The following is a 16406-nucleotide window of genomic DNA, read 5'->3' as shown; positions in this document are numbered from 1 at the left end:
CAGGCCGGCGATCACGTCGCCGAGCAGCGCTTTCCGTTCTTCGGCGGGGTGCCTTCGAGCAGGTAGCGGTTGATCGCCGAGTCGATGCACGCGCTGCCGCGCCCGTACGCCGTGTGGCCGTCGCCGTCGTAGGTGAGGAGCGTTCCGGCGGAGAGCTGGGACGCGAGCGCCCGCGCCCAGGCGTAGGGCGTCGCCGGGTCCCGGGTCGTGCCGACCACGACGATCGGCGCCGACCCCCTCGCCGCGATGCTGCGCGGCTCACCGGTCGGCCCCACCGGCCAGTAGGCACAGCTCAGGGAGGCCCAGGCGAGGCCCTCGCCGAAGACCGGGGAGGCCTTCTCGAAGTCGGGGACGCCCTTCTCGACCTCCTCCGGGGAGGCGAAGGCGGCGGGCAGGTCCAGGCAGTTGACCGCCGCGTTGGCGGACATCAGGTTCGCGTACCGGCCGTCCGCGGCCCGCTCGTAGTAGCTGTCGGACAGGGCGAGCAGGCCCGCGCCGTCCTTCTCCCTCATGGCCGTGGTGAGCGCCTCGCGCAGGGTCGGCCAGGCCCCCTCGTCGTACATCGCGGCGATGACGCCCGTCGTGGCCAGTGCCTCGCCCAGCTTGCGGCCGTCCGCGTCACCCGTGCCGACGGGGGCGGAGTCCAGCTGCCGGAAGAACGCCTTGAGGTTCCTGCCGGCCTGCTCGGGCGACGTGCCCGCCCCGCCCAGCGGGCAGTCGGACTCCCGCACGCAGTCCTTCGCGAACGACCGGAAGGCCGTCTCGAAGCCGGCCGTCTGGTCCTGGTTCATCTTCCGCGCGGGCAGGGACGGGTCCATCGCCCCGTCGAGGACCAGCCGTCCGACGCGCTCCGGGAACAGGCCCGCGTAGGTCGCCCCGAGGAACGTGCCGTAGGACGCCCCCACGTACGTCAGCTTCTCGTCGTCCAGCGCGGCCCGTACGAGGTCCATGTCACGGGCCGCCTCGACCGTGGACACGTGGCGCAGCAGCTTCGCCGAGTGCCGCCCGCAGGCTTCCGCGAACTTCTTGTAGGCGTCGACCAGCCCGGCCTTCTCCCGCGCGTCGTCCGGGGTCGTGTCCGTCTGCGTGTACGCGTCCATCCGCCGCCCGGTGAGGCATTCGACCGGCTCGCTGCGGGCGACGCCCCGCGGGTCCACCGCGACCATGTCGTACCGGGCCCGCACCTTCGCCGGGTAGCCGATCCCGGCGTACGACTGGAGGTAGTCGACCGCCGAGCCGCCCGGCCCGCCCGGGTTGACCAGCAGCGAACCGAGCCGCTTACCCGGTCCCGTGGCCTTCTTGCGGGCGACGGCCAGCCGGATGTCGCCCGCGGCCGGCTCGGCGTAGTCGAGCGGAGCCTTCAGCGTGGCGCACTGGAAGCCGGCGACACCGCAGTCCCGCCAGTCCGGCCGCTGCCCGTAGTACGGGGTCAGCGCGGCCGGGGTGGTCTCGGGCAGCGCGCGCAGCGCCACCGACCCGGCGGGGCTCGTGGTGCTCGTCGAGTGCCCCGTGGAGCAGGCGGAGACGAGGAGTCCGGCGGCGGCGATCAGGGTGCCGTACGCGCGGAGGGATCGGTGGGCCCGCAATGACCTGGGCCGGCGCCTGGTGTCCATCGAACGAGCGTAACGCTAAGCGATGAGATGATCGCGGAGAGTCGCGATCACACTTCGTACGAGTGACACCGTCAATACCGGTCCCGCCGACGTCACCCCGCCCGCAACGCCATCGTCATCGCCTCCACCGCCAGCAGCGGCGCCACGTTCCGGTCCAGGGCCACGCGGCAGGCGGCGATCGCCTCGATCCGGCGCAGGGTGGTCTCGGGCGACGAGGCGCGCGCCAGCCGGTCCAGGGTGTCCTGCATCTCCGTGTTGGAAAGGGCCAGCGCCGTGCCGAACTGCAGCGCGAGCACGTCCCGGTAGAAGGCCGTGAGGTCGGTCAGGGCCAGGTCCAGGCTGTCGCGCTGCGTTCGCGTCTTGCGGCGCTTCTGCTTGTCCTCCAGCTCCTTCATCACCCCCGCGGTGCCGCGCGGCATCCGGCCGCCCTGCCCGGCACCGAGGGCCGTCTTCATGTCCTCGGTCTCCTTGGCGTCGGTCTCCTCGGCGACCTGCTTGGCGTCCTCGGAAGCCGCGTCGATCAGCTCCTGCGCCGCCCTGAGGCAGCCGCCCACGTCCTCGACCCGCAGCGGCAGCTTGAGGACGGCGGCGCGGCGCGCGCGGGCCCGCTCGTCCGTGGCGAGGCGGCGGGCCCGCCCGATGTGCCCCTGTGTGGCACGGGCCACGGCGGCCGCGACGTCCGGTTCGATGCCATCGCGGCGTACGAGGACGTCGGCGACCGCGGCCACCGGGGGCGTCCGGAGCGTGAGGTGGCGGCACCGGGAGCGGATCGTCGGCAGCACGTCCTCCAGGGAGGGCGCGCACAGGAGCCAGACCGTACGGGGGGCCGGTTCCTCGACGGCCTTCAGCAGTACGTTGCCCGCGCCCTCGGTGAGGCGGTCGGCGTCCTCCAGGACGATGACCTGCCAGCGGCCGACCGCCGGGGACAGCTGGGCGCGGCGGACCAGGTCGCGGGTCTCCTTCACACCGATGGAGAGCAGGTCGGTGCGGATGATCTGCACGTCCGCGTGCGTACCGATCAGGCTCGTGTGGCAGCCGTCGCAGAACCCGCAGCCGGGGACCCCGCCGAGGGCGCGGTCGGGGCTGATGCACTGGAGAGCCGCCGCGAAGGCACGGGCCGTGGTGGAACGGCCCGAACCCGGCGGCCCGGTGAAGAGCCAGGCGTGCGTCATCTTCGACGCCTCGGGCGACGGCGTCCCGGCCGCGACGGCGGTGACCAGGGTGTCGGCGTCCCGCGCGGCGGCCGCGAGCTGTTCGCTCACCTTCTCCTGGCCCACCAGGTCGTCCCATACGGTCATGGGGTGCCGCCCTTCCGTCGCGCCTGTGCCCTGCCGGCTCTGCCTGCCGCCCCCCATTGTGCGGGAGGGCACCGACAACGAGGTCCGGCGAGGTGCGCCGAGGTCCGCGGTGCACGGCGCACGGCGCACTGTCCCGGCGCTCCGGTACGTGGTCCCCGGCGCCCCGGTACGTGAGCGCCCCGCCGTCAGCGGCGCCGGCGCCCGCGTCCCTCGTCCCGCTCGTCGTCCTCGGGCGGGCCCAGCAACTCGTCGGCCAGCGTCGGCAGATCGTCCAGCGGGGTCTCCTCCGCCCAGTCCGAACGGGGGCGCCGCCGGGGCCTGCCCTCCGCGTCGACCTGGGGCAGCTCACGGGTGCCGCCGTCGGAGGCCCCGGTCCGCGGGCGCTCCCCCGTCCGGTCCCCGGGCCCGCTCCCCCGCCGGCCGCCACGGTCGTCCCGTACCGGAGGCAGGACCGCCGTCTCGTCCGCGGCGGGCTCCGGCCGGACCGGAGGCAGCACCGCGGTCTCGTCGACGGCACCCCGCGGGGGCTGCGGCGCCTGCGCGGCCTGCGGAACCTGCGGCAGCACGGCCGTCTCGTCGGCCGGACCGCCGGACGCGTTCGTGGGCACGACCACGGGCGTCTGCACCGTGCGCTCGTTGTCGGGCCCGTCCGCGGGACCGGCAGCCCCACGGCCGGCCTCCGCGCCCGCACCTGCGCCCGCGCCTGTACCTGCGCCTGTACCTGCGCCCGCGCCTGTGCCGGATGCCGCCGGCGCCGCCGGCCCCGACCTCGCCGGCCCCGACGTCGCAGCCGTCGCGGCCGCCGACGCGGCGGTGGCCGCGGCGGCGGCCGCCGCCTCGGCGGCCCTGCGCGCCTCCTCCGCCCGGACCAGCGCCTCCTCGGCCTTGCGCTGCTTCTCCAGGCGCCGTTCCTCGGCCTCGGCCCGCAGCCGCGCCTCCTCCTCGGCCTGCTTGCGCCGGCGCTCCTCCTCGGCCGCGCGGGCCTTCTCCTCCGCGAGCTGCCGCGCCCGTTCCTGCTCGGCACGCACGCGTGCGGCCTCGGCGCGCTGCCGGGCCTCCTCGGCCTGCCGCTCGGCCTCGCGCCGCTGCGCCTCCTCCAGTTCGAGCCGCTTGCGCTCTTCCTCCTCCGCGCGCAGCCGGGCGAGCTGCTCCTGGCGCTCGCGCTCCAGCCGCTCCTCCTCGGCCTTGCGGGCGGCCTCCTCCTCGGCCTTGCGGCGGGCCTCCTCCTCGGCGGCCCTGCGGGCTTCCTCCTTGGCCTTGATCTCGGCCTCGGAGAGCGGCAGCACCACGTCGAGCCGGTGGCGGATCACGGTCGTGACGGCCTCGGGCTCCTGCCCGGCGTCCACGACCAGGTACCGGCCGGGATCGGCGGCGGCCAGCGTCAGGAAACCGGACCGCACGCGCGCGTGGAACTCGGCGGGCTCCGACTCCAGCCGGTCCGGCGCCTCCGTGAACCGCTCGCGCGCGGTCTCCGGCGCCACGTCCAGCAGGACCGTCAGATGCGGTACGAGCCCGCCCGTCGCCCAGCGGTTGATACGGGAGACCTCGGTCGGGGACAGGTCGCGGCCGGCCCCCTGGTAGGCCACCGAGGAGTCGATGTAGCGGTCGGAGATCACGACGGCGCCCCGCTCCAGCGCGGGCCGCACCACGGTGTCCACGTGCTCCGCGCGGTCGGCGGCGTACAGCAGCGCCTCCGCGCGGTGCGACAGTCCGGCGGACGACACGTCGAGCAGGATCGAGCGCAGCCGCTTGCCCACGGGGGTGGCGCCGGGCTCGCGGGTCAGCACGACCTCGTGGCCCTTGGCGCGGATCCATTCCGCGAGCGCCTCGGCCTGGGTGGACTTCCCGGCCCCGTCGCCGCCCTCCAGGGCGAGGAAGAAACCGGCGTCGGTGGGCACCTGTGCCGGATCGTCGCCGCCGCGCAGCGCGTCCCGCAGGTCGTGCCGCAGGGGCACCCCGGAGCGGTCGTCGGCCTTGGCGAGGACCAGCGCGGCGACCGGCAGCAGCAGCGCGCCGACGAGCATCAGCGTGAAGGCGGCGCCCCCGTGCGCGAACACGAACTTGCCGTTCTCCAGGCGGTGCGGGCCGATCGCGGCCGCCACCAGCGGGGCCACCAGGACGCCCAGGGCCACGAAGACCCGTACGGCCGCGTGCAGGTGTTCCGTCGTCCGCGCGCGGCGGTAGTCCTCGGCCTCCTGGTCGAGGAGCGCGTGCCCGGTGTTCGCGGCGACGCCCGCGCCGGTGCCCGCGAGGCCGACGATCAGCAGCACGGTGGTGACGTCCGGGACGAGCCCGGCGGCGAGCAGCGCGATCCCGGTGAAGGCGATCGCCAGGGCCAGCAGCCGTCGGCGCGACAGGGACGGCAGCAGTTTCGGAGCCGTGCGGATGCCGATCACGACGCCCCCGGTCAGCACGAGCACCAGCAGCCCGTACGTCACCGGGCCGCCGCCCAGGTCCTTGGCGTGCAGCACGGCCACGGAGACGGCGGCCGCGACCGCCCCGGCGACCGCGGCGCAGGCGAGCACCAGGAGCGGGATCGCTCCCGTACGGCCCTTGTCGACGCCCGTGCCCGTCCTGGGGCGGCGCAGCCCTTCGAGCGGCGACCGCGCGCGCGGGGTGCGGGTACCGGGCAGTTCGAGGAAGGTGAGGACCGACAGGGACGCGGCGAACAGGCCCGCGGAGACGTACGAGGCGAGCGCGGGCCTGGTGCTGGCCGAACCACTCGACGCCGGCGCCCAGCAGGTTGTTGAGGAGCCCGGCGACGACGAGCGTCGCCGCAGCGAGGGGCACGGCGACGAATCCCGTACGCAGGGTCAGGCGCCGCAGGGCGTCCATGTGGTCCGGCAGCGGCCGTACCGTCGCGCCCTCCAGCGGGGGCGCGGGCAGCAGCGCGGGTGCCGCGCTCTCGCGGCACACCGTCCAGAAGCGCTCGGCGACCCCGGTCACGAAGGCCGTCACCAGGAGCACGGCCAGCGCGTTCTCGGGGGTCCAGTCGATCCACAGGGGCGCGACGATCAGCAGCACGGCCCGTACGCCGTCCGCGCCGACCATGGTCCAGCGGCGGTCGAGCGGACCGTCCTGGGAGGTCAGGGAGGCGAGCGGGCCGAGGAGCACCGCTCCGAAGAGCAGCGTCGCGAGGATGCGCGCCCCGAAGACCGCCGCGACGGCGAACGCCACTCCGCGGTAGCCGCCGCCGAAGGAGCCGTCGGTCACCGCCGCCTGCAGGGCGAGGAGGACCAGGACGAGCAGCGCCAGGGCGTCGCCGACGCCTCCCACGAGCTGTGCGCTCCACAGGCGCCGCAGTTGCGGTACCCGGAGCAGCGCCCGGACGGCGCGCTCCCGTGAATCCGCGACCAGGGCGTCGTCGGGGGCCGGCTGGAGGGCCGTTGGCTGCTCGGCTCGCGTCATCCGTCCAGCCTATCCGCAGAGGTCCGGTACCCGAAGAGGCCCCCGAACATGCGAACGCCCTCGACACCATGTGGTGCCAGGGCGTTCGTCCGGCGAACCGGAGGTGACCGAAGGTGAAGGATCCGGTCCGTCCGCGGACCGGATTCCCCCGACCGGGGGAAGGGGCCCGGCTCAGTCCTCGGCCGCCGCCTTGACGGCGGCCGCCTTCTTCGCGGTCGTCTTCTTGGCGGTGGTGGTCTTCTTCACGGCCGTTTTCGTGGCTGCGGTCTTCTTCGCCGCTGTTTTCTTCGCGGGCGCCTTCTTGGCCGGGGCCTTCTTGGCGGGTGCCTTCTTCGCCGTCTTCTTGGCCGGGGCCTTCGCCCGCTTCTCCGCAAGCAGTTCGAAGCCGCGCTCCGGAGTGATCTCCTCGACGCTGTCGCCGGACCGCAGGGTGGCGTTGGTCTCGCCGTCGGTGACGTACGGGCCGAAGCGGCCGTCCTTGACGACGACCGGCTGCCCGCTGACCGGGTCGGCGCCGAGCTCCTTCAGCGGCGGCTTGGCGGCGGCGCGGCCGCGCTGCTTGGGCTGCGCGTAGATCGCGAGGGCTTCGTCGAGGGTGATCGTGAAGAGCTGGTCCTCGCTCGTCAGGGAGCGCGAGTCGGTGCCCTTCTTCAGATACGGGCCGTAGCGGCCGTTCTGCGCGGTGATCTCCACGCCCTCGGCGTCCGTGCCGACGACGCGCGGCAGCGACATCAGCTTGAGCGCGTCGGCGAGCGTCACCGTCTCCAGGGACATCGTCTTGAAGAGCGAGGCCGTACGCGGCTTCACGGCGTTCTTGCCGGTCTTCGGGGTGCCCTCGGGGAGCACCTCGGTGACGTACGGGCCGTAGCGGCCGTCCCTGGCGATGATCTGGTGGCCCGACTCGGGGTCGGCGCCCAGCTCGAAGTCGCCGCTCGGCTTGGCGAGCAGTTCCTCCGCGAGCTCGACGGTCAGCTCGTCCGGGGCCAGGTCCTCGGGCACGTCGGCGCGCTGGTGGTTCTCGGAGTCCTTCTCGCCGCGCTCGACGTACGGGCCGTAGCGGCCGACACGCAGCATGATGTCGCTGCCGGCCACGGCGAACGACGAAATCTCGCGGGCGTCGATGGCACCGAGGTCGGTGACGAGCTCCTTGAGGCCGCCGAGGTGGTCCCCGTCGCCGTTGCCCGCCTCCGCGGCGCCGGTCGCGTCGCCCTCGCCGAAGTAGAAGCGCCTGAGCCACGGGACGGACCGGGCCTCGCCCCGCGCGATGCGGTCGAGGTCGTCCTCCATCCTGGCCGTGAAGTCGTAGTCGACGAGCCGCCCGAAGTGCTTCTCCAGGAGGTTGACCACGGCGAAGGACAGGAAGGAGGGCACGAGGGCCGTCCCCTTCTTGAACACGTAGCCGCGGTCGAGGATCGTGCCGATGATCGACGCGTACGTCGACGGGCGGCCGATCTCGCGCTCCTCGAGCTCCTTGACCAGGCTGGCCTCGGTGTAGCGGGCCGGCGGCTTGGTCGCGTGGCCGTCGACCGAGATCTCCTCGGCGGACAGCGGGTCGCCCTCGGTGACCTGCGGAAGGCGGCGCTCGCGGTCGTCCAGCTCGGCGTTCGGGTCGTCCGCGCCCTCGACGTACGCCTTCAGGAAGCCGTGGAAGGTGATCGTCTTGCCGGACGCGCTGAACTCGGCGTCCCGGCCGTCGGAGGACGTGCCCGCGATCTTCACGGTGACGGAGTTGCCGACCGCGTCCTTCATCTGGGAGGCGACGGTCCGCTTCCAGATCAGCTCGTACAGCCGGAACTGGTCACCGCTCAGACCCGTTTCGGCCGGAGTGCGGAAACGGTCCCCCGAGGGGCGGATCGCCTCGTGCGCCTCCTGCGCGTTCTTGACCTTCCCGGCGTACGTACGCGGCTTGTCCGGCAGGTAGCTCGCGCCGTAGAGCTGCGTGACCTGCGCCCGGGCCGCGGTGATCGCGGTGTCCGAGAGGGTCGTGGAGTCCGTACGCATGTAGGTGATGAAGCCGTTCTCGTACAGCTTCTGCGCCACCTGCATGGTGGCCTTCGCGCCGAAGCCGAGCTTGCGGCTGGCCTCCTGCTGGAGCGTCGTCGTACGGAACGGCGCGTACGGCGAGCGCCGGTACGGCTTCGACTCGACGGAGCGTACGGAGAAGTCCGTGTCGGCCAGCGCGGTGGCCAGCGCACGGGCGTTCGTCTCGTCCAGGTGGAGCGTGTTCGCGCTCTTGATCTGCCCGAGCGAGTCGAAGTCGCGGCCCTGGGCGACGCGCTTGCCGTCGACCGCGGTCAGCCGGGCGACGAGGTTCGACGGGTCGCTGCGGTCACCGGCGCGGCCGGTGCCGAAGGTGCCGGTGAGGTCCCAGTACTCGGCGGAGCGGAAGGCGATGCGCTCGCGCTCCCGCTCGACGACGAGGCGGGTCGCCACGGACTGGACGCGGCCCGCCGACAGCCGCGGCATGACCTTCTTCCACAGGACCGGCGAGACCTCGTAGCCGTAGAGGCGGTCGAGGATGCGGCGGGTCTCCTGGGCGTCGACCATGCGCTGGTTGAGCTCGCGCGGGTTGGCGACGGCGCTGCGGATCGCGTCCTTGGTGATCTCGTGGAAGACCATCCGGTGGACGGGGACCTTGGGCTTGAGGACCTCGAGGAGGTGCCACGCGATGGCCTCGCCCTCGCGGTCCTCATCGGTGGCGAGGAAGAGCTCGTCGGAGTCCTTCAGCAGGTCCTTGAGCTTCTTGACCTGCGACTTCTTGTCAGCATTGACCACGTAGATCGGCTGGAAGTCGTTCTCGACGTCCACGCCGAGCCGGCGCACCTCACCGGTGTACTGCTCGGGCACCTCCGCGGCGCCGTTGGGGAGGTCGCGGATGTGCCCGACACTCGCTTCGACGACGTATCCGGGGCCGAGATAGCCCTTGATCGTCTTCGCCTTGGCAGGCGACTCGACGATGACGAGTCGGCGGCCGCCGTGTGCGGTCTCGCTGGTCGGGGACAACTTCGCTCTTCTCTCCGGTCGACGCAGGGGGTCTCGCCCCAGGCCTTGAACCCGGGGGTCGGGTCATGCTGACGCTGCGGAGTGTGACGGTACATCCCGCCCCTCTGTCAAACGGGAAAAGCCCGCAACGGCCACTCGAACGGTAACCCGACTCCCGCCATTCCTGCCGCCCGGAGTGCCGACCTGCCGTTTCCGGGACATCCGGAGCGTGCCCTCTCAATTACCACGGAGGGCGGATCCGGTACGTCCGGACCCGGTCCGCGCCCGCCGGGGAGCGGCGGTCCGGGGACAGCGGCGGGGCCGTTTTCCGGACATCGGGGCCGGGCCCTCGCGCGGCCGGCAGGCGCCGCTCAGAGGCGGGTGAAACACCACACGGCGAGGGCCACGGCGGCCGCCCCGGCGAAGCCCGCGGCCGTTGCCGACGCGAGGGGGTTCACCCCGTGGGCGACGGGCGCGCGCTGCCTCAGCCGGACCGCGGTCCACAGCAGCAGCCCGCCCCCGAACAGGGCGAACACCGACCCCGTGAAGATCGCCGGTCCGCTCTCCATGGCTCGTCCCCTCGCCCTTGCGTGCCCAGGGTCCGGACGCTGGCACCTTCGGAAGACCGGGATCCCAACCCCGGGTGAACGGGAGGAGGCCGCCGTCGTGCCCTCCGGTGCGAGACAACTCACACCGCGCCGCACCGTCCGTCGCGGACCGGCCATCGCATTCCCACGGTGTCGGCCACGCCCACGGGTGGAGTCCGTCACACCGCGCCGGGGGCCGGTGCCTTTCCGCTCGCCTGCGTGCCGTCGGTCCGATCCGACCCGGCCCGATTCGACCCGGCCCGATCCGGCCGGGCCCGGTCGAATCGGGTCGGGCCGGGCCGGTCCGGCCGTTCACGGCGGGTTCACGTCATCTGACGGCTCTGTGGGCTCTGTGGGCTCTGTGGGCTCCCGAGGCGCGGACGCCGGCGCATAGCCCTCCGGTGCACGGGCCTCCGGTGCACGCGCTCTCAGCGCACAGGCTCTCAGCGCACGGGTTCGATGAAGCCCTGCTCGACCAGGAGCCGGATCTGGGCCGGCGTGCGGTCGCGCAGCAGCACCGGGTCCTCGCCGACCAGTTGGGCGATGGCGTCCAGGATGCGCCCGGCGCTCAGCGTGCCGTCGCAGACGCCCGCGAAGCCCGCGCCGACCGTGTCCACCTTCGTGGCCCGCCGCATCCCGCGGTTCTGGCGCAGCACGACATGCTCGGGGTCCTCGGCGCCGGGCAGCCCGACCTGCTCCTGCACGATCTCGCCGGCGAGCCTGAAGTGGCCCGCGAGCAGGGCGGCGTCGTCGTGCGTCCGCAGGTAGTCCACCCGCTCGAAGTGCGCGCGTACGGTGTCGCCGAGCGGCTGCTCCACGGAGTGCGGCCACTCCTCGAGGACGACCGAGGGCAGTTCCGTGTCCGACCTGCGCAGCGTGATCCAGCCGAAGCCGACGGCCTTCACCTTGCGCGCCTCGAACTCGTCCAGCCAGGCGTCGTACCGCGTCTGGTACTCCACGGGGTCGGCGTGGTGGTCGCCGGCGTCGCGCAGCCACAGTTCGGCGTACTGCGTGACGTCCTGGACCTCGCGCTGCACGATCCACGCGTCGCAGCCGCGCGGCACCCAGGAGCGCAGCCGCTCCTGCCAGTCCTCGCCCTCCACGTGCTGCCAGTTGGCCAGGAACTGCGCGTATCCCCCTTCGTTCAGCCGGTCGCCCGCCTGCTGAACAAGCGTGCGGCACAGATCGTCCCCGCCCATCCCGCCGTCGCGGTAGGTGAGCCGGGCGGCGGGGGAGATCACGAAGGGCGGGTTGGAGACGATGAGGTCGAACGTCCGGTCGGCCACCGGTTCGAAGAGGGAGCCCTCGCGCAGGTCGGCCGCCGGGGCCCCGGACAGGGCGAGGGTGAGCGCGGTGATGTGCAGCGCGCGGGGGTTGAGGTCGGTGGCGCTCACGCGCGTGGCGTGCTGTGCGGCGTGCAGCGCCTGGATCCCGGAGCCGGTGCCGAGATCGAGCGCGGAGGCGACGGGGGTGCGCACGGTGATGCCGGCGAGCGTGGTGGACGCGCCGCCCACGCCGAGGACGACGCCTTCGTCATGGCTGCCGATACCGCCGGCCCCGCCGACGGCGCAGCCCAGGTCCGAGACGATGAACCAGTCTTCGCCGCCCGGTCCGCCGTACGGCCGTACGTCGACCACCGCCGCGACCTCGTCCCCGCCGACGCGGGTCAGCCAGCCGCCCTCCAGGCAGTCCTCCACCGGCAGGACGTCCGCCACGCGCGCGTGCGGCACGGGCTGCTGCAGCAGGAACAGCCGTACGAGCGCCTCCAGCGGCGAGTCGCCCCGGGTGGCCCGGAGCGCGGGCACGGTCTCACTGCGGGCCAGCGCCGCGTACGCGGGGGCGCCGAGGAGGTCGAGCAGCCCGTCGGCGCTGAAGGAGGCGCTCAGGAGGGCGTCCCGCAGCCGTGCGGTGACGTCGGCGCGGTCGGACGAGGGCAGCGGTGCCAGGCTGGTGTTACTCACCCGCCCATTGTGACGCGGGCGGGCCGGGCGCACCGCAACCACCGCCACCGGGTGCGCCACGCACGGCCGCGCCCGCCGGACCGTTCCGTACGGTCCGGCGGGCGCGGGCGGCATGTCGGCGCCGGGTGGCGGCGGTTGCGGCGGCGGTGACCGCGGTGGTGGCTGCGGTGCCGGTGACCGGCGCCGGGTGGCGGCGGCTGGCGGCGCCCGGCGGCGGCTGGCGGCGGCGGAGTCAGCCCTTGGCGGCGGGCGACGACGAGGACGCGCTCTTGCAGCTCTCCTGCTTGGCCATCGCCTTGCCCACGTCGCCCTCCTCGAGCTTCGCGAGGGCGTCGTTGCCGCTCTGGCTCAGCTTGTCGAGCTGGGTGGCGATCCCCTTCAGGCCGTCGGCGAACTTCGCCTGGTTCTTCGTGTCGAGGTCGTCGACCTGCTTCTTGAGGCCGCCGTACGACGCGGAGATGGTGTCGAGTTCCTTGACGGCGTCCGTCTTCTTCTTCTCGCCGTCCTCCACGTCCGGCGCGCCGGCCTTGCTCACGGCGGCGCCGATCGCCTTGTAGGCGTCGGACATGTCCTGGAAAGCCTGCGAGTCGGTCTCCTGGACCTCCGCCGGAGTGCTGTTGTCCGAGGTCTGCTTCTGGATGGCGGTGTTGGCGGCCGCGATCTTCTTCGCCTGTGGCTGCACCGCGTCGCAGACCTGCTCGGCCCAGGAGTTCAGCTTGTCGTCGTTGTTGTCGTCACTGCTGCATCCCGACAGCGCCAGTACCAGTACCGCACCGCCGGACAGCGCGGCCGCGAGCTTCTTGTTCACCGGATTGGTCCCTTCCATGGCTCTCGGCCCCGGAACATACACGCCAAGTGGGCGGCACCACCGTGACGAACATCCGTTTGGACCGTTATTGGAGCCATTTGCACCAAGCATGATAAGGCTCACGAACCGCACGCGAACCGCTCAGGATCAGGGTGCACCGAACGGCGGGCGGGCGGACGGCGCGTCAGTGCGCGCCGTCCGCCCGCCCGTTGGCCGGAACCCGGCTCGGCGGTTTCCCGAAGGCTACGAAACCACCGCCGCATCCGCCGACTTGGCGGGCTTCTCGGAGCCGTCCTCGTCACCCTCGTCGCCCACGGCGATGCCGCGCCGCTTGGACACGTACACCGCGCCCACGATCACGGTGAGCGAGAGCACCGAGATGAGGATGCGCATCCCCACGCTCTTGTCCTCGCCGTAGCTGAACTTGACCACGGCCGGCGCGATGAGCAGCGCCACCAGGTTCATCACCTTGAGGAGGGGGTTGATCGCGGGTCCCGCGGTGTCCTTGAAGGGGTCACCGATCGTGTCGCCGATCACCGTCGCGGCGTGGGCCTCGCTGCCCTTGCCGCCGTGGTGGCCGTCCTCGACGAGTTTCTTGGCGTTGTCCCACGCCCCGCCGGAGTTGGCGAGGAAGACCGCCATCAGCGTGCCGGTGCCGATGGCGCCCGCGAGGAAGGAGCCGAGCGCGCCGACGCCGAGCGTGAACCCGATCGCGATCGGCGTCAGTACGGCGAGCAGACCCGGCGTGGTCAGCTCGCGCAGCGCGTCCTTGGTGCAGATGTCGACGACGCGCCCGTACTCGGGTTTCTCGGTGTAGTCCATGATCCCGGGGTGCTCGCGGAACTGCCGCCGCACCTCGTAGACCACGGCCCCGGCCGACCGCGACACCGCGTTGATCGCCAGCCCCGAGAAGAGGAAGACGACCGCGGCGCCCGCGATGAGCCCGACCAGGTTGTTGGGCTGCGAGATGTCCATCATCAGGTTCATCGGGGCGTCCGGGCCCGAGACCTTCTGCCCCACGTCGTTCGCGGCCGTGAGGATGGCGTCCCGGTACGAGCCGAAGAGCGCCGCCGCCGCCAGTACCGCGGTGGCGATGGCGATGCCCTTGGTGATGGCCTTGGTGGTGTTGCCCACGGCGTCCAGGTCGGTCAGCACCTGCGCGCCCGCGCCCTCGACGTCGCCGGACATCTCGGCGATGCCCTGCGCGTTGTCGGAGACCGGCCCGAAGGTGTCCATGGCGACGATGACGCCGACCGTGGTGAGCAGACCCGTTCCGGCGAGGGCCACCGCGAACAGGGCCAGCATGATCGACGTACCGCCGAGCAGGAAGGCCCCGTAGACGCCGAGACCGATCAGCAGGGCGGTGTAGACGGCCGATTCGAGACCGAGCGAGATTCCGGCGAGGACGACGGTGGCCGGGCCGGTGAGCGAGGTCTTGCCGATGTCCTTCACCGGCCGACGGGTGGTCTCGGTGAAGTAGCCGGTCAGCTGCTGGATCAGCGCGGCCAGCACGATGCCGATGGCGACCGCGAGGAGCGCGAGGATCCGCGGGTCGCCGGACTTGGCGAGGATGGCCTCGTCGGTGACACCGTCCAGTTCGGCGTAGGTGGACGGCAGGTAGACGAAGACGGCCACCGCCACCAGCACCAGCGAGATGACCGCGGAGATGAAGAAACCGCGGTTGATCGCGCTCATCCCGCTGCGGTCCGAACGGCGCGGCGCGACCGCGAAGATACCGATCATCGCGGTGAGTACGCCGATCGCGGGCACGATCAGCGGGAAGGCGAGCCCGGAGTCGCCGAACGCCGCCTTGCCGAGGATCAGCGCGGCGACGAGCGTGACGGCGTACGACTCGAACAGGTCGGCGGCCATGCCGGCGCAGTCGCCGACGTTGTCGCCCACGTTGTCGGCGATGGTCGCGGCGTTGCGCGGGTCGTCCTCCGGGATGCCCTGCTCGACCTTGCCGACCAGGTCGGCGCCGACGTCGGCGGCCTTGGTGAAGATGCCGCCGCCGACCCGCATGAACATGGCGATCAGTGCGGCGCCGAGGCCGAAGCCCTCCAGCACCTTCGGCGCGTCGGCCGCGTACACCAGCACCACACAGGAGGCGCCCAGCAGACCGAGCCCCACCGTGAACATGCCGACGACGCCGCCCGTACGGAAAGCGATCTTCATGGCTTTGTGCGAGACGGCGGTGAGATCCTTTTCGGACTCACCCTCCGCCGGGGTCGCTTCCCGTGCCGCGGCGGCCACGCGGACATTGCTGCGTACGGCGAGCCACATGCCGATATATCCGGTGGTCGCCGAGAATGCCGCGCCGATCAAGAAGAAGACCGATCGGCCGGCACGCTGATTCCAGTCGTCCGCGGGCAGCAGCATGAGCAGGAAGAACACCACGACGGCGAATACCCCGAGGGTACGCATCTGTCGCCCCAGGTAGGCATTCGCGCCCTCCTGGATCGCGACCGCGATCTCCTTCATGCTGTCGGTGCCTTCGCCCGCCGCCAGCACCTGGCGGACCAGGACACCGGCGACGGCAAGCGCCGCAAGGGCGACGACCGCGATGATCACTACGATGAGACGGTTGTCGTCCGTGAGTACCGCGGCCGCGAGGGTAGTGGGCTGATCAAACTGATGAGGGGTAGAAAGCCCCGCCATTCGTCCTCCTTGACGCTTGGACCGAGCTCAAGATGTGGACGGATTGTAGGTACCGGAACCTGATCAAAACAGTGCGCGGTAAGCGGAATTGGCCTTCATGTGCCCTTGAGCAAATGATCCGGGGTTAGACCCGTACCCCAAAAGCGGTAATGCCTCAAAACCATTGACGGCAGGTCCATCGGTGTATGACGCCGTGTAAAGATGATCGTATTGCCGATCGCCATCCGGATAGTGAATTCATTCACGAAATAGTCGTGGCTTGATCCGGGAGGGATGAGGAGCCGCCGAGGCGGCGGCTCGGGAGACGGCCCGGACCCGGCGGGCGGCTCGAGCGCGAGGGCGGCACGATCTCGATGAACGGCTCAGGCGCGAGGACGGCCCGGATCCGGCAGCCCGGGCTCGGCGGACCCGGCGGGTCGGCGGGCTCGGCGGGTCGGCGGACCCGGCGGGTTGGCGGGCTCGGGGCGACATGCCAAAGGGCCCTGGTGAGCAGGGCCCTTTCGCACAGGTTCAGGCAGTACCAAGAGGGGTGGATCAGGGAACGAGCGTGGCCGGCGGCGTGGTGGGCCAGCTCATCCTGATCAGTCCGCCGTTCTCACCGGCGGTCACTTCCACGTCGTCGACGAGGCCGCTGATGACCGCGAGGCCCATTTCGTCCTCCTCGATCTCGGCGTCCCCGCCGTCGGCCCCGCCCTGGGCGCCCGGTGACGTGTCACCGGGAACCGCGTGCGGTGCGTCATCGCCGACCTCGATGGAGAACAGCTTCTCCTCCTCGATCAACGAGACCCGCACCGGAGCCGAGATTCCGGCACTCTGGTGCAGGCCGACGGCCCGGGTGCAGGCTTCGCCGACGGCGAGCCTGACCTCGTCGAGGACGGCCTCGTCCACTCCGGCCCTGCGCGCCACCGCTGCCGCCACCAGTCGGGCGGTCCTGACGTGCTCGGGCAGCGCGCTGAAGCGGAGTTCAACGGTGGCCATGCATCCCCCTCGGAACTACGGGCGTGCGGTCGGGGGGTCGGGTCGCCGAGACCTGACCCCCCTCCATTGACTTCTGCCTCCCGGGACGGGCCCGGGTTCCGGCTGTCGGCGAC

The 16406-nt window shown here is 72.2% G+C and carries 8 protein-coding genes and 1 pseudogene; all 9 read right to left on the bottom strand.

Translation table 11 applies throughout. The features are described from left to right. Positions 1 to 11: 11 nt before the first annotated feature. Complete coding sequence (locus QFZ75_RS21365; RefSeq protein ID WP_307539213.1) at positions 12 to 1613, bottom strand: alpha/beta hydrolase; 1602 nt, start codon at positions 1611 to 1613, stop codon at positions 12 to 14. Positions 1614 to 1705: 92 nt separating this feature from the next. Then, the gene (locus QFZ75_RS21360; RefSeq protein ID WP_307539211.1) at positions 1706 to 2911 is read right to left on the bottom strand and encodes a DNA polymerase III subunit delta'; all 1206 of its coding nucleotides are present in this window, start codon (positions 2909 to 2911) and stop codon (positions 1706 to 1708) included. A 185-nt stretch (positions 2912 to 3096) separates the two neighbouring features. Further along, positions 3097 to 6319 (bottom strand): annotated as a pseudogene (gene tmk, locus QFZ75_RS21355) (dTMP kinase). A gap of 171 nt (positions 6320 to 6490) precedes the next feature. Next, the gene (gene topA / locus QFZ75_RS21350; RefSeq protein WP_307539209.1) at positions 6491 to 9322 is read right to left on the bottom strand and encodes a type I DNA topoisomerase; all 2832 of its coding nucleotides are present in this window, start codon (positions 9320 to 9322) and stop codon (positions 6491 to 6493) included. A gap of 350 nt (positions 9323 to 9672) precedes the next feature. Continuing rightward, the gene (locus QFZ75_RS21345) at positions 9673 to 9870 is read right to left on the bottom strand and encodes a hypothetical protein (protein WP_307539207.1); all 198 of its coding nucleotides are present in this window, start codon (positions 9868 to 9870) and stop codon (positions 9673 to 9675) included. Positions 9871 to 10331: 461 nt separating this feature from the next. Further along, positions 10332 to 11849 (bottom strand): class I SAM-dependent methyltransferase, encoded by a 1518-nt coding sequence (locus QFZ75_RS21340; protein WP_307539205.1) that lies wholly within the window; start codon positions 11847 to 11849, stop codon positions 10332 to 10334. Positions 11850 to 12081: 232 nt separating this feature from the next. Beyond that, positions 12082 to 12675: a small secreted protein gene (locus QFZ75_RS21335; protein ID WP_307539203.1), complete on the bottom strand. Its 594-nt coding sequence runs from the start codon at positions 12673 to 12675 to the stop codon at positions 12082 to 12084. A gap of 225 nt (positions 12676 to 12900) precedes the next feature. Then, positions 12901 to 15315: a sodium-translocating pyrophosphatase gene (locus tag QFZ75_RS21330; RefSeq protein ID WP_307539201.1), complete on the bottom strand. Its 2415-nt coding sequence runs from the start codon at positions 15313 to 15315 to the stop codon at positions 12901 to 12903. Between the two features lie 534 nt (positions 15316 to 15849). Continuing rightward, entirely contained in the window at positions 15850 to 16293 is a 444-nt protein-coding gene (locus tag QFZ75_RS21325) for an ATP-binding protein (RefSeq protein ID WP_307539199.1), read from the bottom strand. Positions 16294 to 16406: the final 113 nt, after the last annotated feature.

This window comes from Streptomyces sp. V3I8, from assembly GCF_030817535.1.
GTDB lineage: Bacteria > Actinomycetota > Actinomycetes > Streptomycetales > Streptomycetaceae > Streptomyces.
The sequence above is the reverse complement of the archived record's forward strand: the minus strand, read 5'-3'. Positions and strand labels throughout refer to the sequence as shown.

Bases quoted from the DNA above. Each gene is read 5' to 3' on its own strand.
- QFZ75_RS21325 (WP_307539199.1), bottom strand. From the start codon at position 16,293: ATGGCCACCGTTGAACTCCGCTTCAGCGCGCTGCCCGAGCACGTCAGG.
- QFZ75_RS21365 (WP_307539213.1), bottom strand. From the start codon at position 1,613: ATGGACACCAGGCGCCGGCCCAGGTCATTGCGGGCCCACCGATCCCTC.
- QFZ75_RS21360 (WP_307539211.1), bottom strand. From the start codon at position 2,911: ATGACCGTATGGGACGACCTGGTGGGCCAGGAGAAGGTGAGCGAACAG.
- QFZ75_RS21335 (WP_307539203.1), bottom strand. From the start codon at position 12,675: ATGGAAGGGACCAATCCGGTGAACAAGAAGCTCGCGGCCGCGCTGTCC.
- QFZ75_RS21330 (WP_307539201.1), bottom strand. From the start codon at position 15,315: ATGGCGGGGCTTTCTACCCCTCATCAGTTTGATCAGCCCACTACCCTC.
- QFZ75_RS21345 (WP_307539207.1), bottom strand. From the start codon at position 9,870: ATGGAGAGCGGACCGGCGATCTTCACGGGGTCGGTGTTCGCCCTGTTC.